Origin of the sequence: Salipiger sp., assembly GCF_048261495.1 — a bacterium.
Taxonomy (GTDB): Bacteria; Pseudomonadota; Alphaproteobacteria; order Rhodobacterales; family Rhodobacteraceae; genus Salipiger.
Map to the genome: position 1 here is coordinate 1 of NZ_JBLXFX010000005.1, position 19,418 is coordinate 19,418.

Sequence of the window (19,418 nt, forward strand, 5' to 3'; positions counted from 1 at the left end):
ATCTGGTCGTAGGCCTTGAATTCGCCGAAATACTTCGTGATCGCAGCCGTCAGCGTCGTCTTGCCGTGGTCAACGTGACCGATCGTGCCGATGTTGCAATGCGGTTTGGTACGCGCAAACTTTTCCTTTGCCATCTCGTCAGATGCCTCGCCGTAACTATGGGCCACCATCGGCCCGGATTTCGTTCGCGGGCGATGTATTGAGTCGGAACGGGAAAATCAAGCCGTAGCTGCAGGCCAGGCGTTTCAGCCTGCGGTGGCGGGAGCTTCGGTCGCGGCGGTTTCCGCCGCCTCCGCATCGCCGGGCGTCGTGAACCAGCCCTCTTCGGCCTGCATTTCGCGCAGCCAGTCCTCGACCAGCTTGGCGGAGGTTTCCATGAGGCGCTTCAGGCTTTCCTCGCGGCTCGACGCGATGCGGGATTCGAAGATCTGGGCATTGGTGAAGAGCTTGGGTTCGGCATTCAGGCGCGACTGCGTGGAATCGTCCCAGACCGTGACCCGGAAGGCGAGGTAGGTCTTGCCCGGCACCACGGGCGGCGGCAGCGAATAGCCTTCGATGCTGATGCCGAGGTGATAGTACTTGCTGCCTTCGAAGCGACCGAAGCGCTGCTCCATCGCCGCGTCGAGCTGCGTCGTCAACTCCTCGGCGGTCGCATCGCGCGAGACCAGCAGCTTCTGCAGGTTGGGGGCGACGACCTCGGAAAAGCCGAGCTTGAAATCTCCCATCGGTTCGACCGGCTGCGACAGGTCGCGGGTCGGGTCCGCGCAGGCGGACAGCAGCACGAGAATGCCGAGAACAGACAGGATGCGGATCATGCGGACCTCCCGATGCGCGGAACGCGCCCCGCCCCGGATACCCCAGCATGGCGCCGGGTGCAATCGACGGGCTTTGCCTGACGCCCTGCGCACCCTATCTTGCGAGGGAGAAAGGCCCGCCATGACAGAGCAGTCTCCCATTCCGGCCCCGGCCATCCCCGTGCGCGCGCCGCTGGCGACGCGGCCGCTCGGCGTGCTTGCCAGCCTCAGGGCGGCGCGCGGCAACCTGCTGACCATCATTCCCGAGATGGCCACCCGCGTGCCGATGATCTCGGGCCGCACCGGGGCGCGCTGGCACATGGTGATGGAACCGGGCGCGATCCGGCGCATGCTGCTCGAGGAACTGCCGAACTATCCCAAGTCGATGGTCACCAAGAACATGCTGCGCCCGGCCATCGGGGAATCGATGTTCATCGCCGAGGGGGCGCATTGGCGCTGGCAGCGCCGGGCCGCCGCGCCGACCTTTTCGCATCGCAACGTGAGCAACCTCGCCCCGGTGATGAGCGCGGCGGGAGAACGCTGCGCCGACAGGCTCGCCGCTGCCGGGCCGCGCGCCGTCAATATCTACGAGGAGATGGTGACCACCACCTTCGAGGTCATCTCGGACGTCACCTTTTCCGGCGGCGAGGCCTTCGGACGCGACGCCGTTCACCGCGCCATCGACGGCTACATCGCCGAGGCAGGGCGCATGTCGCTGTTCGACGTTCTGGGCCTGCCCGACTGGGTGCCGCGCCCCGGGCGGATGCGGTCCTCGGGCGCGCTGAAGGACATGAAACGGGTGGCCGACAGCGCCATCGCCGACCGGGCCGCACGCGGCTCCGAAGGCATTCCCGACCTTCTCGACCTGCTGATGGAGGGCGAGGACCCGGAGACGCAGCGCCGGATGAACCGGGCCGAGTTGCGCGACAACCTGCTGACCTTCATCGTCGCCGGGCACGAGACCACCGCCCTCGCCCTGTCCTGGTCGCTCTACCTGCTGGCCTTCGACGAGGCCGCGCAGGAGCGGGCGCTGGCCGAGGTCGCCGCGCTCGACGACGGACCGGTCTCCGGTGACGACCTGGCCCGCCTGCCCTGGCTGCGGCACGTGGTGGACGAGGCGCTGCGCCTCTATCCGCCCGCCGGGATCGTGTCGCGCACCGCGCTGGCGCAGGACGAGCTCTGCGGCCGCGAGATCCGGCCCGGCGACACGGTGATGATCCCGATCTATGCGCTGCACCGCAACCACATGCTCTGGGAAACGCCGGACGCGTTCAGCCCGGACCGCTGGACCGGCGGCAAGCCCGAACGCTATGCCTACCTGCCGTTCGGTGACGGGCCGCGCATCTGCATCGGGGCGTCCTTCGCGATCCAGGAAGCGGTCATCATCCTCGCCACGCTGCTGCGGCGGTTCCGGTTCCGGCGTGTCTCCGGGCGCGATCCTGAACCGGTGATGATCATCACCATCCGCCCCGAAGGCGGCGTCTGGCTCGAAGCCGAACCGCTCTGACCCGCCTCAGTCGCGGGTCGCGCCGGGCACCCAGAGGATGTCGGCCCTGCCTTCGTCGTTGGCGATGCGCCCGGCGACGAAAAACCAGTCGCTGAGACGGTTCAGGTATTTCAGCGCGTCGGAATTCACATCCTCGACCGTCGCCAGTTCGACCGCGCGCCGCTCCGCCCGGCGCGCGACCGTGCGGCACAGATGCAGATGCGCCGAGGCGGGGGACCCTCCCGGCAGGATGAAGCTGCGCAGCGGCTCCAGCCGAGCGGTCATCGCGTCCATCTCGCGCTCCAGCCGGTCGACCTGCGAACCGACGATGCGCAGCACGGGATAGCCCGCCTCCGCATCCTTTTCCATGTCGGGGCGGCCCAGGTCGGCGCCCAGGTCGAACAGGTCGTTCTGGATGCGGGACAGCGCCTCGGCCAGGTCCCCTTCGGCGTGCAGGCGCGCCAGCCCGACCGCGCTGTTCAGCTCGTCCGCCGTGCCGTAGGCCTCGACCCGCGGGGAAAATTTCGGCACCCGCTGCCCGTCGACCAGCGCGGTATCGCCCTTGTCCCCGGTGCGCGTGTAGATCTTGTTGAGAACCACCATGGCTCAGCCCCCCCGCCGGATCAGAACGAAGACGACGATCAGCACCACCGCGACGAATTGCGCGATGATGCGCCAGCGCATCGCCTTGTTGGCGTACTTCTTGTTGAACTCCCCGCCCTTGGCAAAGGAACCTATGCCGAAGAACAGGATGCCGACGACCAGCAGCATGGCCACCAGCACAACGATGAACAGCGGATCGTCCCTCATGTCGCTCTCCTCTCGGGTCTGGGTCGAGACATAATCCACGCCCGCCGAAAAGCGAACCGGCTATTGCGCGCGGGCGGTCAGCCAGTCCGACACGCGGGTGGACAACAGCCGACGCATAGCCCCCGCGATGTAGGTCGGCACGGTGACATAGTAGCGCGGCCGGGGGCGCGGTGCCTCCAGCGCGCGGATCAGGACCCGCGTCACGGCCGAGGGCGGCAGTTCGAAACGGTCGGTCTTCGGCGGCGCGTAGAGGCGCGGCAGCAGCCTGTCGCGATACTGTTGCGCGCGCGGCGAGGCCTCCCAGTCGATCCAGCGTTCGAAATGCGGGACGGAATTGGCGCGGATGCGCGAGGTGATCGGCCCCGGCTCGATCAGGACGATGTGCAGGGGGGTGTCGCGCATTTCGATGCGCAGCACATCGGTCAGTCCTTCGAGCGCATATTTCGACGCGACGTAGGCCCCGCGCCACGGCGCCGGCACCAGCCCGAGCACCGAGGAGCACTGCAGGATGCGTCCATGTCCCTGCGCGCGCATCACCGGGATGACGGCGCGGGTCAGGCCGTGCAGGCCGAAGACGTTGGTTTCGAAGACTTCGCGCATCGCGCCGGTGGGCAGATCCTCGACCGCGCCGGGGCAGGCAAAGGCGCCGTTGTTGAACAGCGCGTCCAGCGTGCCCCCCGTCGCCGCCAGGACCTCGGAGAGCGCGGCCGCCATGCAGGCTTCGTCGGAATAGTCGAGGCGGGGAGATTCGAACCCCTCGGCCCTCAGGCGCACGCAGTCCTCTTCCTTGCGGCAGGAGGCGAAGACCCGCCAGCCCCGCGCCCGCAGCCCCTGCGCCGCCGCGTATCCGATGCCCGAGGAGCAGCCGGTGATCAGGATGGATCTGCTGTCGGCCACTGTCGCCCTCCGCTCTGGTCCGCGACGGGCTTAGTGGACTTGCGGCACGACCGCAACGCGGCTCAGTTCGAGGCGACCTCGAGGAAATCGTCGGCCATCCAGCCGATGCGGCCACCGCGCACCGAACGCAGCTTGATCCAACCGGCGCCGTTGTCGGTCAGACGCTCCACCTCGTCCCCGCGCACGAGCTGCCCGACGACCGAATAGCGCGTCCCCGGGCCGTTGCGCAGGTTCACCCGGCTTCCGGTGACGGACAGCATGTCGGGGGCCTCGGTTGCGGCCGCGGCTTCTGCCACCGGCTCGGATTCCGGAATCGCGTCGGCAAGCGCGGTTTCGTCCCGGGGCGCGTCGGTCATCACCGGCGCCTCGGCCACGGCGGCGATTGCCGTCACCGGTGCCGTCAGGGGCGCCTCGGCAGGCCGCGCCCTGGCAAGGGCCAGATCCACCGTCGCCGCAGGCTCTGCAGACAAACGCGGCGCCGGCCTCGGCACCACGGCAGAGGAGGCGCCGCTCGCCGCGCGCGCAACCTCGGGAGCCGTGACATCGGAGGCCTCCGCCTCAGCGACCACCGTGCCGGAACCGCTCCCGAAGTCGGCCCCGCCGGACATTTCGTACCAGGCCCAGCCCAGAACGCCGAAGGTCAGTAAAATCAGACGCGTCATCGAAACGCTTCCCCCCGAAGCATCTTTGAAATGGATAATCCGCCGCCCCGCAGACCCGGGCAGCTGACCGGCATTCTAGCCGATTCCGTGTCGATCCCTAAGGGAAAACACCAAAAAAATCCCCGCGCCGTCCATGCTCGCTTTACCAGCGAAACACGGGGCGGTATCACAACATGCATGAATGACATCGTAGACGACCCCAATATGAACCCCCGAAATGTGTCGGAACCGTTGAGCCGGGCCATCGGCGAACGGTATCTGACCTATGCGTTGTCGACGATCATGAACCGGGCGCTGCCTGACGCCCGCGACGGGCTCAAGCCCGTGCATCGCCGTATCCTTTATGCAATGCGCAGGCTCCGGTTAAGTTCCAACGGCGGCTTCCTGAAATCCGCAAAGATAAGCGGCGACACCATGGGGGACTTCCACCCCCACGGCGATGCCGCGATCTACGACGCGATGGCGCGACTCGCCCAGGACTTCACCATCCGCTACCCGCTGGTGAACGGTCAGGGCAATTTCGGCAATATCGACGGCGACAATCCCGCCGCCTCGCGCTACACCGAAGCGCGCATGACCATCATGTCCGAAGCGCTGCTCGACGGGCTGGACGAGGACGCGGTCGACTTCCGCCCGAATTACGACGGACGGCTCGAAGAGCCGGTGGTGCTGCCCGCCTCCTATCCGAACCTGCTCGCCAACGGGTCGAGCGGCATCGCCGTGGGCATGGCGACCAACATCCCGCCGCACAACATCGGAGAGCTGATCGACGCCTGCCTGCATCTGGTGAAATCTCCCGGCGCGGCGGATGAAACGCTGCTGCAATACGTGCCCGGCCCCGATTTCCCCACCGGCGGCGTGATCGTCGAACCGCGCGAGAACATCGCCCAGGCCTATGCCACCGGCCGCGGCTCGATCCGGCTTCGCGCCAAGTGGGAGGTCGAGGATCTCGGCCGCGGCACCTGGCAGGTCGTGGTGACCGAAATCCCCTATCAGGTCCAGAAATCCAAGCTGGTCGAACGGCTTGCCGAACTGATCCAGACCAAGAAGGTGCCGATCCTCGCCGACATCCGCGACGAATCCGCCGAAGACATCCGCATGGTGCTGGAGCCGCGCTCCAAGAACGTCGATCCCGAGGTTCTGATGGGCATGCTGTTCCGCAACAGCGACCTCGAAACGCGCTTCTCGCTCAACATGAACGTGCTGATCGACGGGGTGACACCCAAGGTCTGCTCGCTCAAGGAGGTGCTGCGCGCCTTCCTCGACTTCCGCCGCGACGTGCTCGGGCGCCGCTCGCGTCACCGGATGGAAAAGATCGACCACCGGCTCGAAGTGCTCGAAGGCCTGATCGTCGCCTTCCTCAATCTCGACCGCGTCATCGACATCATCCGCTACGACGACGACCCCAAGGCCGCGCTGATGCGCGAGGACTGGGGACAGAGCTTTGTCCGGGCGACCTCGGAAAAGGATTACGTTCCGCCCGCCCCGCTGGCCGGCGACGACGCGATCGGCCTGACCGAGGTCCAGACCGAAGCCATCCTGAACATGCGCCTGCGCTCCCTGCGCCGTCTCGAAGAGATGGAGCTGGTGGCCGAACGCGACAAGCTGATGGAGGAACGCGCCGGTCTCGAAGACCTGCTCGACTCCGAAAGCCTCCAGTGGAAGACCATCTCCGAGCAACTGCGCGAGGTGCGCAAGACCTTCGGCAAGGATCACGTGCGCGGCGCGCGCCTCACCAGCTTCTCCGAGGCGGGCGAGATCGAGGACGTGCCCCTTGAAGCGATGATCGAACGGGAACCGATCACCGTGGTCTGCTCGCAGATGGGCTGGATCCGGGCGATGAAGGGCCATATCGACCTCGGCTCGGAGCTGAAGTTCAAGGACGGCGACGGTCCGCGCTTCGTCTTCCACGCCGAAACCACCGACCGGTTGCTGGTCTTCGGCTCGAACGGGCGTTTCTACACCCTGTCCGCCGCCAATCTGCCGGGCGGGCGCGGCATGGGCGAACCGCTGCGCCTCATGGTCGACCTGCCGAACGAGGCGCAGATCGTCGACCTCTTCATCCACGTGCCCGGGCGCAAGCTGCTGGTCGCCTCGGATGCCGGCGACGGCTTTGTCGTCAGCGAAACCGACGTGCTGGCCCAGACGCGCACCGGCAAGCAGGCGCTGAACCTCGGCGCCGGCGTCAAGGCCAGGATCTGCAAGCCCGTGACAGGCGATGCCGTCGCCGTCGTGGGCGAAAACCGCAAGGTGCTGGTCTTCATGCTCGACGAACTGCCCGAGATGGGCCGGGGCAAGGGCGTGCGGCTGCAGAAATACAAGGACGGCGGCCTTTCGGACGCCACCACCTTCACGCTGGCCGACGGTCTGTCCTGGCACGACCCGGCGGGGCGCACCCGCACCGAAACGCAACTGGAGGAATGGCTCGGCAAACGCGCCGGGTCCGGCCGCATGGCGCCGCGCGGGTTCCCGCGTGACAACACCTTCACCTGACGACGATCCTGGCGGGGACGACGGTCCTCGCCACCGCTAATTTTTCCTGGAATGCCTTGATGAGTACCCCGACCTACGCGCACGGACGCTACAGCGGAGACGGCAGCCACCTGTTCTGGCTCGCCTTCCGGACCGGCCTGCTGACCATCCTGACGCTCGGCATCTACCGGTTCTGGGCCAAGACCCGCGTCCGCCGCTACATCTGGTCCTCGGTCCTGCTCGACGATTCGCGCTTCGAATACACCGGCACCGGGCTCGAGAAATTCCTCGGCTTTCTCATGGCGGTGGTGTTCCTGGCGATCTACCTCGGCGTGGTGCAGATCGTGCTGTTCTATTTCGGCCTGACCCTGTTCCGCGAACCCGACAGTCCGGAAGACATCGTCGCGCAGGTCGTCGCGGGCTATGTCACCGTCCTGTCGGTCGTGCCCTTCCTGTTCTTCGCGATCTACCGCGCGCGCCGCTACCGGATGGCGCGCACCCGCTGGCGCGGCATCCGCTTCGGCATGGACAAGGCGGCCGGGGGCTATGCCCTGCGCGCCATGGGCTATTGGCTTCTGACCATCCTCAGCCTCGGCCTGCTGTTGCCGCTCCAGACCTTCCGGCTGGAGAAATACATGGTGGACCGCACCTGGTTCGGCGATGCGCGCTTCCACCAGGGCGGGCGCTGGACCGCGCTCTACAGGCGGATGCTGCACATCTTCATCGGGCTCGCGATCCTGCTCGCCGCCGTGATCGGCGCCGCGCTCTCCGCCGACAACACCGCCTTTCTGGTCCTGCCCTTCGTGGCCACTCCCGTGGGGCTGGTCTGGCTGGCGGTGGGCTTCATCTCCTTCCGGGTGCAGAGCTTTGCCTACCTCGCGCAGAACACCACGCTCGGCGGTACGGTCGCCTTCGACGCCCGGCCCAGCACGCCCAAGGTCATCCTGACCTGGATCCACGGCAGCCTCCTGGTCGGCCTCGTGATCTCGATCATCGTGGCCATCCTGGGCGGCGCCGGCGCGATCGTGTTCGGCGGCGTCCTGTCCATGGCCGAAGGCGATCCCGGCGGAGGCACCATCGCCGCCACCGTGGTGCTCGCCGTGATGGGCTACGTGCTGGTGCTGGTCGGCGGCGATGCCGGCGCGCTGGTGGCGATCACCCAGCCGATCCTGCGCCACTACGTCGAGACGACGACCCTCATCAACCTGCCCGCCCTCGCCGACATCCAGCAGCGCGCCGCGGATCCCGGCGCAGATGCCGAAGGCTTTGCCGACGCGCTCGACGTCGGCGGGGCGTTCTAGACCATGCGGGGCAAGGCACGCTTCTACGACGGCCTGACCGCCATCCGCCACGAGGTCGAGGTGCGGCTGTCCGAGGATTCGACCGCCCTTCTCATCTCCGGCACCACCCTGCCGGCGCCGCTGCGCTGGCCGCTCCCCGATCTGCGCGCCCTGCGCGATCACGGCGATCCCGCGCAGGTGGTCGTGACCCGCCACCTCGAGGTCGAGGACAACGCCCCCCGCGATCCCGCCCGCCTGCTGATCGACGATCCCGAGATGGCGGAGTGGCTGCGCCGCACCCGGCCGCGGCTCTGGCGCCGCGACGTGAAGCAGGGCACCGGCCGCCGCATCGCCATCCGTGCGGGGGTCGCGGTGGGCGCCGTGCTGCTGATGCTCTTCGTGATCCTGCCCTCCATGGCCGACACCCTCGCGCGGCTGCTGCCGGTCGAACGCGAGGTTGCCTTCGGGCGCAGCGTCACGGCGCAGATGGCGCGCTTTCTCGGGGGCGAGACCGCCGAGCAGATCACCTGCACCTCTCCCGACGGGAACGAAGCGCTGCAACGCATGGTCGACCGGCTGACCGACGGCGCCGATCTCGGCTACGATCTGAACGTCGTGGTCTTCGACAACGAGATGGTGAACGCCTTTGCCGCGCCCGGCGGGCAGGTCGTGATCGTGCGAGGACTGATCGACAAGGCCGACAGTCCCGACATGGTGGCGGCGGTCCTCGCGCACGAGATCGGCCACGTGGTCCATCGCGATCCGACCCGGGGCGCGCTGCGTGCCGCGGGCTCGGTCGGTCTGCTCGGCCTCATGTTCGGAGATTTCACCGGCGGCGCCGCCATGGCCTTTCTCGCCGACCGCCTGCTCAACGCGCAGTACAGCCAGGAGGCCGAATCGCAGGCCGACCGCTTTGCCCATGCCATGCTGCGCGACGCGGATCTTCCTCCCGGCGCCCTCGCCGACATGTTCGAGCGGTTCCGCGCCATGGGCGGCGATATCTCGGGCCCGCTGGCGCATTTCATGTCCCACCCCCGGCTCGGCACCCGCATCGACGCCGCGCGCGCCGCCACCCCCGACGACCAGCCCGCGCGCCCCTCGCTCGACGCGGCCGGCTGGGCGGCTCTGCGCGGAATCTGTCGGGACAAGGGCTGACCCGCGGATCGGCCGCCCCGCATCGGCCGCGACCGTTTGCGCCACCGATCGCAAAACGCGGCGTCCTTTGGCGCTAACAGGACGTTTTAGCCCTGTTTCACCCTGCGGCAGTTCGATATCACCCCACGGGAGAGCATTCACTGGCCGCGACGTCTTGCGGCGCCGAAAGGGAGAAAACCGCTGATGAAGGTACTCGTACCCGTGAAGCGCGTGATCGACTACAACGTGAAGGTTCGCGTGAAAGCGGACGGGAGCGGGGTTGATCTTGCGAATGTGAAGATGTCGATGAACCCGTTCGACGAGATTGCGGTGGAGGCTGCGATCCGGCTGAAGGAGGCGGGGACCGCGAGCGAGGTGATCGCGGTGAGCATCGGTGTGAAGCAGGCGCAGGAGACGCTGCGCACGGCGCTTGCGATGGGCGCGGACCGGGCGATCCTGGTGGTTGCGGCCGAGGACGTGCACGACGACATCGAGCCGCTGGCGGTTGCGAAGATCCTGGCGGCGATCGTCGCCGAGGAGCAGCCCGGCTGGTGATCTGCGGCAAGCAGGCGATCGACAACGACCTCGGGGCGACGGGCCAGATGCTGGCGGCGCTGACCGGGCTGGCGCAGGCGACCAATGCCAACACGCTGGCGGTGGAGGGCGACAGCGCCACGGTGGCGCGCGAGGTCGACGGCGGGCTGCAGACCATCAGGTGGCGCTGCCGGCGATCGTCACCACCGACCTGCGGCTGAACGAGCCGCGGTATGCCAGCCTTCCCAACATCATGAAGGCGAAGAAGAAGCCGCTGGAGGAGAAGAGCCCGGCGGATTACGGCGTCGACGTGGCGCCCCGGCTCGAGATCGTCTCGACCGCGGAACCGGCGGCCGCGCGGCGGGATCATGGTGGGCTCGGTCGACGAGCTGGTGGCGAAACTGAAAGACGCGGGGGCGATCTGATGGCGGTACTCCTTCTGGCAGAAATCACCGACGGCGCGCTGTCGATGGACGCGACCGCCAAGGCGTCACCGCGGCGCAGGCGCTCGGCGAGGTGACGGTGCTGGCCGCGGGTTCGGCGGCACGCGACGCGGCAGAGGCGGCGGCGACGATCACCGGCGTGGCAAGGGTCCTGGTGGCCGAGGATGCGCTCTACGGGCACCGCCTGGCAGAGCCGGTGGCGGCGCTGATCGTCTCCTGGCCGGGGACTACAGCCACATCGTGGCGCCGGCCACGACCGATGCCAGGAACATCCTGCCGCGGGTCGCGGCGCTGCTGGACGTGATGGTTCTGAGCGATGTCACCTCCGTGGTGGATGCGGATACCTTCGAACGGCCGATCTATGCGGGCAATGCCATGCAGACCGTACGCTCGAAGGATGAAAGAAGGTTATCACCTTCCGGACCGCGACCTTCGAGGCCGCTCCGGCGGGCGGATCGGCCCCTGTCGAGGCGATCTCCGCGGGGAAAACCCCAATCTTTCCGAATGGTTGTCGGACAAGGTGGCGGAAAGCGACCGGCCCGAGCTGACCTCGGCCGGGATCGTGGTCTCGGGGGGTCGCGGGGTCGGCTCCGAGGAGGATTTCGCGCTGATCGAGGCGCTGGCGGACAAGCTCGGCGCGGCCGTCGGCGCGTCGCGGGCGGCGGTCGATTCGGGCTTTGCGCCGAACGACTGGCAGGTCGGCCAGACCGGCAAGGTGGTGGCGCCGAACCTCTACATCGCGGTGGGGATTTCCGGGGCGATTCAACACCTTGCGGGGATGAAGGACAGCAAGGTCATCGTCGCCATCAACAAGGACGAAGAGGCCCCGATCTTCCAGGTCGCCGACTTCGGCCTCGTCGCCGACCTCTTCGAAGCGGTGCCGGAGCTCACCAAAAAGCTCTGACCCCGACACCCCGCACACCAAGGGCCCGCCAGTGATGGCGGGCCTTTTTCGTTCCGGAACCCCCGCGCGCCGGGCGGTCAGTTCGCGACCTGCTCCCGGAGGATCGAGGCGGTGAGCGAGATCATCAGGTAGATCCCCGCGAAGATCAGGAAGGCGAGAATGGTGTTCTCGAACTTGCGCGGATAGCTCGGGTCCTGAGAGGCGACCGGCACGACCGAGGTGGTCAGGTAGCGCGCCTGGCTGTCCGCGTCGCGGCGGGCCTGTTCCAGCCGCTCCAGCGCCGATTGCAGCATCAGGTCGCGGGTCGCGAGGTCCGCTTCGGCCAGTTGCACCTGCACCGCGATCTCCGCCAGGGAATTCTCTCCCGTCGTGGCGCTGTTCATCTGGCCGTTCAGCTCCGCCAGCAGCGCCTCGAGCCGCCGCACGTCGCCCTGCGCGCCGTCGACCTTGGCCCGGTTCGGGCGCGCGTTGTCCAGAAGCGCCTGCAATTGCAGCCGTTTTTCCTGAAGCTGGATCTCGATGTTGTTGACCTGCCCGCGCAGCGCGGCGATGCGGCCCTCCGGGTCGATGATCGCCCCTTCCTGCTGCAGACGGACGAGCTTTTCCTGAGCCGCCTGGCGGGCATCCTCGGATTCCGTCAGTCCGAGCTCCGCATCGGTCACCGCGTTCGACCGCTTGCGCAGCGACAGGTTGTCCACCCGCTCTTCGGCATAGCCGATCAGGGCGCGGGCAAAGCGGGCGGCGGTTTCGGGCTCCGCCGCGAGGATCTCCATCTTGATGACGCCCTCGGTCGGATCGTAGCCGATCTCGATGTTGCGCTTGTAGAGCTTGTAGGCTTCCTCGTTCGAGGCGCCGACCTCCAGGCGCTGGATCGGGTCGATGCTCTCCTGCTCGAAATGAACCTTGAAGCCTTCGTCCCGGTCGAGCCGCAGCATCGCGTCCTTGGACAACAGGTAACTCTGCACCGCGATGGCATCCTGGTTGGTGGCGAACTGCGTGCCAGAGAACAGGCTGCCCATGGAGCCGCCGTTGTTCTCCGCCTTGAGGATGAGGAATTCCGACTTGGTCGAATACATCGGCGTGGCGACGGCATAGAAATAGTAGCCCGCGACGATGGTCGGCAGCAGCACGAAGAAGGCCAGCCGCGTCAGCAGCAGCAGCATCTTCTTGCGCCGGCGCGCGGCGAGTTCGCGCTGGATCTGCAGGATCTCGGCGGCGCGGCGCTCGGCCGGGCTGGCGGTCTGGGTCGACGGCAGCTGCGGTCTGGCCGCGGGCACGGTCTGAGGCAGCTGGACACGCGGATCGGGGCGCGGCGCGGGCGGCAGCGCATCGGCCGGAGGTGCACCCGGCCCGTCGCCGTCACCGCCGCCCGGCACCACCAGTTCCAGCATGTTGGCGCGCTGGAACGGGTCGATGCCGCGCACGCGCAGCAGCCGCACCGCGTCGAAATCCGAGGTCGGGGCAAGCCCGTGTTTCTGCGCCACGCGGCGCGCCATGCGCAGCTGGCGGCCGGTCAGCCCCTCGCGGCGGATGGCGTCCATGTCGGTTTCGCCCGCCACTTCGGCGGCGGTGCTGACCATGCCCGCGCGGGAGGGCGCGGGTTGCGGCTCGGCGCGGGGCTGCGGGGGCGCGGGCTGCGGCTGGGGCGCTTGCGACACGGCGGGGCGCGGCTCCGCCGCCGGGGCGCGCACCGCCGCCTCCGCTGCGGCGGATGTCCCCGTCTCGGCCGGCAGGCTCCGGCGGATGCGGAATTTCTTAGCCTTGGGTTTCGTAGTCATAGAGCCGTTTCGCTTCTTCCAAGGTTTCGAACATGTGCAGCCTGCCGTCCATCAGGACCGCCGCCTTGCGCGCGAATTTCTCCAGCACCGCGGGTTGGTGCGACACGATGATGATCGTCGTGGTGCGCAGCCGTTCGGCAAGGATGTCGCCCGCGCGCCGGTTGAACTCCACATCCGTCGAATTCGGCATCCCCTCGTCGATGAGGTAGATGTCGAAATCCAGCGCGAGCATCAGGGAAAAGGTGAACCGCGACCGCATCCCGCTGGAATAGGTGCCGAGCGGCTGGTCGAAATATTCGCCCAGCCCGCAGAGCCAGCGGCAGAAGCTTTCCACGTAGTCGGGATCGAGCCCGTACATCCGCGCGATGAAACGGGCGTTCTCGCGGGCCGAGATCTTGCTGATGACGCCACCCATGAAGCCCAGCGGAAAGGACACCCGGCAATTGCTGCGAATCTCCCCCTCGTCGGGCTTTTCGAGACCCGCCATCATGCGGATCATCGTGGTCTTGCCGGTGCCGTTGGGCGCGAGAATGCCGAGGGATTCCCCGAGTTCGACCCGGAAAGACGCCCTGTCGAGGATCACCTTGCGGCGTTGCCCCGTCCAGAAGGACTTGCTGACCATGTCGAACTCTAACATCCCGTCTGCCCCGGCACCTGCTCTTGATCCACCTTTAACGGATGGCTGATTAAGCATGTCTTAGGACCCGAATTTGGTGACATTATGTCGTAAATCCGAAACAAAACACAATCGTGAGCGGGCTTTGTCCCGTCACATTCGGGTGCGCGCACCGGGTCCGGAACGGAAAAGGGGCGCCCCGTGACGGAGCGCCCCCTTGCCTGCCCCGCGAAGGGCAGAGCGGATGATACCCGGATCAGCCCTCGATCTTCTCGACGCGCAGCAGGCGCCCGACGAGGATCGAGATCGCCGCCGCCGCGAAGCTGAACAGCGCACCCATCTTGGCGGCGTCCTGCACCGGGCCCGCATCGAAGGCCACCGAGGCGACGAACAACGACACGGTGAAACCGATGGCGGCAACGCAGCCCACGGCGACGAGGTCGATGATCCGCATGCCCTCGGGGATTCCCAGTTTCAGCGGCCGCGCGGCGATGTAGCCGAAGATGAAGATGCCCAGCGGCTTGCCGATCAGCAGGCCCGCCAGAACCAGCCAGGTCGCGGCGCCCATGGACGAGAATTCGACCCCCGCGTTGAGCAGGCCGAAGAAGAAAAGCACCACCTCGACCGGATGTTTCAGCGCGTGCTCGATCACGTTCAGCAGGTCGTGCAGGTGTTCCTCCGCCTCGGCGAAGAAGCCGAAGGCGCGATCGGCATGGGGAATGGCCGGCACAACCGGCAGCAGGCCCAGCGCCGGGTGGATGCCCGACTGCATGAAGCCGTACCAGGACATCGCGCCCGCGATGGCATAGGGCCAGAAGCTGAGCTTGGCGCGGATCCAGGTGGAGTTCGGCCGGTCCTGCTTGCCGGTGTCCAGCTTGCGGGGCAGCCAGTTGAACAGGATGAACACCAGCGCCGCCGCCCCGAAGGAGAACAGCAGCCAGACCGGCGCAAGTTCGCCCGACGGGTAGAACACCGCAAGGATGATCAGCCCGGCCGCATCGTCGGCGATGGCGAGCAGCAGCAGGAAGCGCACCGCCGGGTGGCCCGCGCCGAAGACCAGCCGCCCGACGAGGTAGGAAAACGCGATGTCCGTCGCGGTCGGGATCGCCCAGCCGTTGGCGACCGCGCTGTAGGTCTCGGACCCCAGGACGGCCGCAATCCCGAGGTAGACGGTGATCGGCCCCAGCATCCCGCCGAGCGTGGCGAACAGCGGCGTGGCCGCCTTCTTGCCGCGCAGCGAGCCGTTCTCGAGGATCACCGCCTCCCAGACTTCCTTGGCCGCGATGGCAAAGAACAGCGCCATGAGGCAGTCGTTGACGAGATAATGCAACGTCAGGGTGCGATGCCCGTCGTGCAGGTGCCCGATGGGGGCATGATCCCAGATCACGAATTCGACGAAGTGATGATAGCTGTCGGGCGTGACGTTCGCCCAGAGCAGTGCGATGATCGCACCGATGATCAGCAACAACGAATAATTCGCCAGGAAATTCCAGACGCGGTACATGAAGTCCCCCCCGAGGCCGTTAGGAAAAGTCTTCCGCGCGATGTAACGGAAAGGCATCCACAGGGCAATCAGTGACCTCCGCCACAGCCCCGCGGCGGGCGCATCGGCCGCAGGCCGTGCCCCGTTCTCAGGCAATCGCGCCCCATGCGAGACCCGCGATGATCGCTCCGAAGACGGCATATCCCAAATATGCGGCAAAGACCCGGGGCTTGACCAGAGCCCAGACCGCCACCGCCGCCGGAATGCAGCTCACCCCGCCCGCGATGACGAAGGACATGGCAGCGCCGTCCGACATGCCCTGCTCCAGCAGCGCATGCACCAGCGGCACCGCGGCATAACCGTTGAGATAGGCCGGCGCGCCGATCACCGCCCCCAGCAGGATCGGCACGATGCCCTCGCCGCCCAGCAGGGCCGCGATGGATTCCGCCGGAACATGGCGCAGCATCACCGCCTCGATCACGTAGGCCAGCAGCAGCCATTTCACCAGGAAGACGAGATTGGTCAGCGCCTCGCTGCGGAAGGTCTCGCGCCGCGCCGCCTCCTGCCAGAAGCGCCAGACCGGCGTTCCTCCGAAGGGCTTCTTCGGTGCGCAGCAGCCGCAGCCGCCCCCGCCCGAGATCACCGGCTTCTCGCGCAGCGGGTCGGCAAAGACCGGCGAGGTCTTGAGCAGCATGGTGCCGTAACCGCCCAGCAGCCCGATGCCCACCGCCGCAACCGTCTTGCCGATCGCGAAATCCCAGCCCAGCGTGCCCGAGGTCACGAGGAACATCGCCGGGTCCATCAGAGGCGAGGCCAGCCAGAACGCCATCACCGCGGAGAGCGGAGCGCCGACCGCCAGAAGGGCGGCGATGAAGGGAATGACCTCGCAGGAACAGAAGGGCGACAGCCCGCCCATCAGCGCCGCGAGCAGGATCATCCGCGTCTCGCGCCCCTCGAAGGCGCGCGCCAGCATCGCCTCGGCCCCGGCCGCCTTCACGTAGGCTACCGCCGCCACCGCGAAAAGCACGAAGGGCGCGGTGTGCCACAACGCCCCCAGCGCGAAGCGCAGCGTCGGAACCAGCGCATCGCGGTCGAACAGCGCCAGTCCGGCAAGGATGAGCGCCGTCGCCAGCCACCCCTTGTCGACCTTCGGCAGCCGCGGCATCGGGGATGAGGTGTCAGCCATGATCGTGCTCCGTGGTGCCGCAATCGGCACAGCAATGCTTCAGAAGGAAGTGCGACAGGCTCTGGACCTCGTCATAGGCCGCCGCCGCGCAGATGATGCTGCGGCCCTGCCGCGCCTGCCGGACCAGCCCGGCCTGGGTCAGGATGCGCAGGTGATGGGTCAGGGTCGACCCGCCCACCCCGGCGCGTTCGCCCAGGGTGCCGATGGACAGCCCCTCCGGGCCCGCCCGCACCAGCACGCGCAGCACGTTCAGCCGTTGTTCCGAACCGAGCGCGGCGAATTTCGACGCGGCCAGTTCCAGGGCGAGGTCGGAGGGGTCTTCGATTTTCATATTTCTAGGATTGTCGAAATCATCGAGTCGTGCAAGCGACATTTCGATCTTTGTCGAACAATGGCTCTGGCTCCTCCGCGCGGGGCTTCCTAGATTGGTCGGGATGACACAGCCGCTCTCCGACATCGCCCGGCGCCTCGCGGCCTGCCGGCTCTGCGCCGACCGCTTCGCGGCCACGGCGACCCGGCACGCGCCGCGCCCGGTGGTCTGGTTCCGACCCGGCGCGCGGCTGCTGATCGCCGGTCAGGCGCCGGGAATGCGGGTGCACGCTTCGGGCATACCCTTCGACGATGCGTCGGGCGACCGGCTGCGCGACTGGCTCGGCCTGTCGCGGGCCGAGTTCTACGACCGGGACCGCGTCGCCATCGTGCCCATGGCCTTCTGCTTTCCCGGCTACGACGCCCGGGGCGCCGACCTGCCGCCGCCGCCGCTCTGCCGCGACACATGGCACGACGCGCTCTTCGCCGCGCTGGGACAGGTGCGCCTGCGGGTCTTCGTCGGTGCCCATGCCCACCGCTACCACCTCGGTGCGCGGGGCAGCGTGACCGACACCGTCGCGGGCTGGCGCGACCATCTGCCCGGCGCCCTGCCCTTGCCGCATCCGTCCTGGCGCAATACGGGATGGCTGAAACGCAACCCGTGGTTCGAAACCGACCTGCTGCCGGTGCTCCGCGCCCGCGTCCGCGAGGAAATGACATGACCGAAACGCCGCTCGACACCGCCCATGCCGCGATGGAGGCCGCCCCGGACAGCGACAGCGCCCGCCTGCGGTTCTACGAACGGCTGGCCGACAGCGAGATGTTCCTGCTGCTCACCCGCGAGATCGAGGGCGACCGCATCGAACCCGAGATCTTCGACCTCTCCGACCACCGCTTCGTGCTGATCTTCGACCGCGAGGACCGCCTGTCGCAATTCGTCGGCCGCCCCGCCCCCTATGCGGCGCTCTCCGGGCGCGCGGTGACCGCCATGCTCGCCGGGCAGGGGATCGGCCTCGGCGTCAATCTCGAAGTCGCCCCCTCCTCGATCCTGCTCCCCCCCGAGGCGGTCGACTGGCTCTCCGAAACGCTCGGCCACGGCCCCGCCGAAACCGAGGCGCAGGTCTCCGAGGTCTCGGCCCCCAAGGGCCTTCCCGAGGTGCTGCTCGGCGCGCTCGACACCAAGCTCGCCACCGCCGGCGGCTTTGCCCGCCACGCCTGGCTGGCCGGGGTCACCTATGCCGACGGGTTGCGCAGCCACCTGCTCGCCTTCACCGGCACCCTGCCCGGCGCCGAAGACGCCCTGGCCCGCGCGGTGAACGAGGCGCTGGTGTTTTCCGGCATCGACGCGGGGGCGCTGGACGTGCTCTTTCTGCGCGACACCGACGAACTGGCCGCCCGCCTCGCCCGCGTGGCCCTGCGCTTCGACCTGCCGCAGCCCGAGATCGCGGAGGCCCCGCCGGCGCGCCCCGCCCCCGGCTCCGACCCCGACAAGCCGCCGATCCTGCGCTAGGCCCGGCTCAGTCCAGCCCCAGTTCCGCGCGCAGCGTCGGCAAGGTGTCTCCGGGCGACGGCGTCGCCTCCCACACCGCCCGCGCGATCGCCCGCGACAGGCAGACGGAGGCCGCGTGGCCGATGGCCGAAAGCTGGACCGCGGGCGCCTCCAGCACCCGCCGCCCGGTCGCCGCCCCGAACACGAGGTCGCCGTCCATCGGCGAATGCGCGGGCACGATCGCCCGCCCCATGCCGTCATGCGCCGCCACGGCCATGCGGTGACACTGCGCCTTGTCCAGCGCCGCATCGGTCGCGACCACGGCGATGGTGGTGTTGCCCAGCGCCGCCATCGCCCCGCTCTTGCGGCTCTCGGGCAGGGCCTGGAGGCCCGCCGCCGGATCGCTGCCCAGCCCGCCGAACTCCGCCCCGACCTCGAAGGGCGCGGCCCAGAAATGCCGCCCCGAAGGCGTCGTCACGCTGCCGGTCGGGTTCACGGCCACCAGCGCGCCGACCGTGATGCCATCGGCGAGGACCAGGCTGGCCGACCCCAGCCCGCCCTTGTGACGGGAGGTCTGCGCCCCGCATCCCGCGCCGACGCTGCCCAGCGCGAACCCGTCCCCGCAGGCCGCCAGCGCCGCCCGTCCCAGCGCCGGATAGGGGTTCTCCCCCCAATCCTTGTCGCCGCCGTTCAGAAGATCGAACAGGATGGCCGCCGGAACGATGGGCACCCGCGCCGAAAACACCGCAAATCCCCGCCCCGCCGCATGCAGCGCGTCCATGACCCCCTGCGCCGCCGCAAGGCCGAAGGCGCTGCCGCCCGAAAGCACCAGCGCATCGACACCGGGCGCCGTCTTGTCCGGCGCCAGCAGATCCGTCTCCCGCGTTCCCGGCGCCCCGCCCATCACCGCGACCGAGGCGACGAAGGGCTCATCCCCGACGACGACGGTCGTCCCGGACTTCAAAACCGGAGCCTGCGCATGGCCCACGCGCAACCCGGCAACATCGGTGATCAGATTGCGTGGCCCCGGCCGCATGTCCCCTCCCCTTCGACATCCGCCCCAGCATCCCCCGCCGCGGCACCCCGTTCAAGCGCCCCCGGCATCTTCTGGCCCGAAATATCCCGGGGGAGGCGCCGGAAC

The 19,418-nt window shown here is 68.1% G+C and carries 18 protein-coding genes and 2 pseudogenes; 8 read left to right on the forward strand and 12 right to left on the reverse strand.

Annotated features, from left to right (window positions below; all coding sequences use genetic code 11):
- Both ACN0RJ_RS11370 and ACN0RJ_RS11375 read right to left on the reverse strand, forming a co-directional pair.
- The coding region (locus tag ACN0RJ_RS11370; RefSeq protein WP_417724529.1) for a GTP-binding protein at positions 1-134 on the reverse strand (134 nt) is incomplete at its 3' end.
- Positions 135-245: 111 nt separating this feature from the next.
- The gene (locus tag ACN0RJ_RS11375) at positions 246-815 is read right to left on the reverse strand and encodes a hypothetical protein (protein WP_417724332.1); all 570 of its coding nucleotides are present in this window, start codon (positions 813-815) and stop codon (positions 246-248) included.
- A gap of 121 nt (positions 816-936) precedes the next feature.
- Here ACN0RJ_RS11375 and ACN0RJ_RS11380 point away from each other — a divergent pair, with 121 nt between their 5' ends.
- The gene (locus ACN0RJ_RS11380) at positions 937-2,301 is read left to right on the forward strand and encodes a cytochrome P450 (protein WP_417724333.1); all 1,365 of its coding nucleotides are present in this window, start codon (positions 937-939) and stop codon (positions 2,299-2,301) included.
- A 6-nt stretch (positions 2,302-2,307) separates the two neighbouring features.
- Here the strand turns inward: ACN0RJ_RS11380 and ACN0RJ_RS11385 are convergent, their stop codons facing one another.
- From ACN0RJ_RS11385 to ACN0RJ_RS11400, 4 genes are all read right to left on the reverse strand, one after another.
- On the reverse strand, positions 2,308-2,883 hold the full coding sequence (locus tag ACN0RJ_RS11385) for a cob(I)yrinic acid a,c-diamide adenosyltransferase (protein WP_417722973.1): 576 nt from the start codon (positions 2,881-2,883) through the stop codon (positions 2,308-2,310).
- Positions 2,884-2,886: 3 nt separating this feature from the next.
- A complete protein-coding gene (locus tag ACN0RJ_RS11390; protein WP_417722972.1) occupies positions 2,887-3,090 on the reverse strand; it encodes a twin transmembrane helix small protein in 204 nt (67 codons plus the stop codon).
- A gap of 60 nt (positions 3,091-3,150) precedes the next feature.
- A complete protein-coding gene (locus ACN0RJ_RS11395) occupies positions 3,151-3,987 on the reverse strand; it encodes an SDR family NAD(P)-dependent oxidoreductase (RefSeq protein WP_417724334.1) in 837 nt (278 codons plus the stop codon).
- Between the two features lie 62 nt (positions 3,988-4,049).
- Positions 4,050-4,649: an SH3 domain-containing protein gene (locus tag ACN0RJ_RS11400; RefSeq protein ID WP_417724335.1), complete on the reverse strand. Its 600-nt coding sequence runs from the start codon at positions 4,647-4,649 to the stop codon at positions 4,050-4,052.
- Positions 4,650-4,826: 177 nt separating this feature from the next.
- Between ACN0RJ_RS11400 and ACN0RJ_RS11405 the strand changes: the two genes are divergently transcribed.
- The 5 genes and pseudogenes from ACN0RJ_RS11405 (at position 4,827) to ACN0RJ_RS11425 (ending at position 11,416) form a co-directional block, all read left to right on the forward strand.
- Positions 4,827-7,142 (forward strand): DNA topoisomerase IV subunit A, encoded by a 2,316-nt coding sequence (locus ACN0RJ_RS11405; protein ID WP_417722969.1) that lies wholly within the window; start codon positions 4,827-4,829, stop codon positions 7,140-7,142.
- A 59-nt stretch (positions 7,143-7,201) separates the two neighbouring features.
- Positions 7,202-8,422: a DUF898 family protein gene (locus ACN0RJ_RS11410; protein ID WP_417724336.1), complete on the forward strand. Its 1,221-nt coding sequence runs from the start codon at positions 7,202-7,204 to the stop codon at positions 8,420-8,422.
- 3 nt (positions 8,423-8,425) lie between these two features.
- Complete coding sequence (locus ACN0RJ_RS11415; protein ID WP_417724337.1) at positions 8,426-9,556, forward strand: M48 family metallopeptidase; 1,131 nt, start codon at positions 8,426-8,428, stop codon at positions 9,554-9,556.
- 183 nt (positions 9,557-9,739) lie between these two features.
- A pseudogene (locus ACN0RJ_RS11420) lies at positions 9,740-10,494 on the forward strand (electron transfer flavoprotein subunit beta/FixA family protein).
- Positions 10,494-11,416: pseudogene (locus ACN0RJ_RS11425) on the forward strand (electron transfer flavoprotein subunit alpha/FixB family protein). Before ACN0RJ_RS11420 ends, ACN0RJ_RS11425 begins: the two co-directional pseudogenes overlap by 1 nt.
- Positions 11,417-11,493: 77 nt before the next feature.
- Here ACN0RJ_RS11425 and ACN0RJ_RS11430 read toward each other — a convergent pair.
- The 5 genes from ACN0RJ_RS11430 to ACN0RJ_RS11450 form a co-directional block, all read right to left on the reverse strand.
- Complete coding sequence (locus tag ACN0RJ_RS11430) at positions 11,494-13,194, reverse strand: capsule biosynthesis protein (RefSeq protein WP_417724338.1); 1,701 nt, start codon at positions 13,192-13,194, stop codon at positions 11,494-11,496.
- Complete coding sequence (locus tag ACN0RJ_RS11435; protein WP_417722794.1) at positions 13,172-13,831, reverse strand: ABC transporter ATP-binding protein; 660 nt, start codon at positions 13,829-13,831, stop codon at positions 13,172-13,174. The genes ACN0RJ_RS11430 and ACN0RJ_RS11435 overlap by 23 nt, the downstream gene beginning before the upstream one ends.
- Positions 13,832-14,066: 235 nt before the next feature.
- Positions 14,067-15,314 carry a Na+/H+ antiporter NhaA gene (locus ACN0RJ_RS11440; protein ID WP_417722795.1) on the reverse strand — a complete coding sequence of 416 codons (1,248 nt, stop codon included), beginning with the start codon at positions 15,312-15,314 and terminating at the stop codon, positions 14,067-14,069.
- A 127-nt stretch (positions 15,315-15,441) separates the two neighbouring features.
- A complete protein-coding gene (locus ACN0RJ_RS11445) occupies positions 15,442-16,479 on the reverse strand; it encodes a permease (RefSeq protein ID WP_417722796.1) in 1,038 nt (345 codons plus the stop codon).
- Positions 16,472-16,810 (reverse strand): ArsR/SmtB family transcription factor, encoded by a 339-nt coding sequence (locus tag ACN0RJ_RS11450; RefSeq protein ID WP_417724339.1) that lies wholly within the window; start codon positions 16,808-16,810, stop codon positions 16,472-16,474. The genes ACN0RJ_RS11445 and ACN0RJ_RS11450 overlap by 8 nt, the downstream gene beginning before the upstream one ends.
- A gap of 103 nt (positions 16,811-16,913) precedes the next feature.
- On the opposite strand from ACN0RJ_RS11450, the gene ACN0RJ_RS11455 reads away from it, so the two are divergent.
- Together ACN0RJ_RS11455 and ACN0RJ_RS11460 are read left to right on the forward strand one after the other, a co-directional pair.
- Positions 16,914-17,510: a uracil-DNA glycosylase family protein gene (locus ACN0RJ_RS11455; RefSeq protein ID WP_417724340.1), complete on the forward strand. Its 597-nt coding sequence runs from the start codon at positions 16,914-16,916 to the stop codon at positions 17,508-17,510.
- Complete coding sequence (locus ACN0RJ_RS11460) at positions 17,507-18,298, forward strand: SseB family protein (RefSeq protein WP_417724341.1); 792 nt, start codon at positions 17,507-17,509, stop codon at positions 18,296-18,298. The genes ACN0RJ_RS11455 and ACN0RJ_RS11460 overlap by 4 nt, the downstream gene beginning before the upstream one ends.
- A 7-nt stretch (positions 18,299-18,305) precedes the next feature.
- Here the strand turns inward: ACN0RJ_RS11460 and ACN0RJ_RS11465 are convergent, their stop codons facing one another.
- Entirely contained in the window at positions 18,306-19,313 is a 1,008-nt protein-coding gene (locus ACN0RJ_RS11465) for a P1 family peptidase (protein ID WP_417722800.1), read from the reverse strand.
- Between the last annotated feature and the right edge of the window lie 105 nt (positions 19,314-19,418).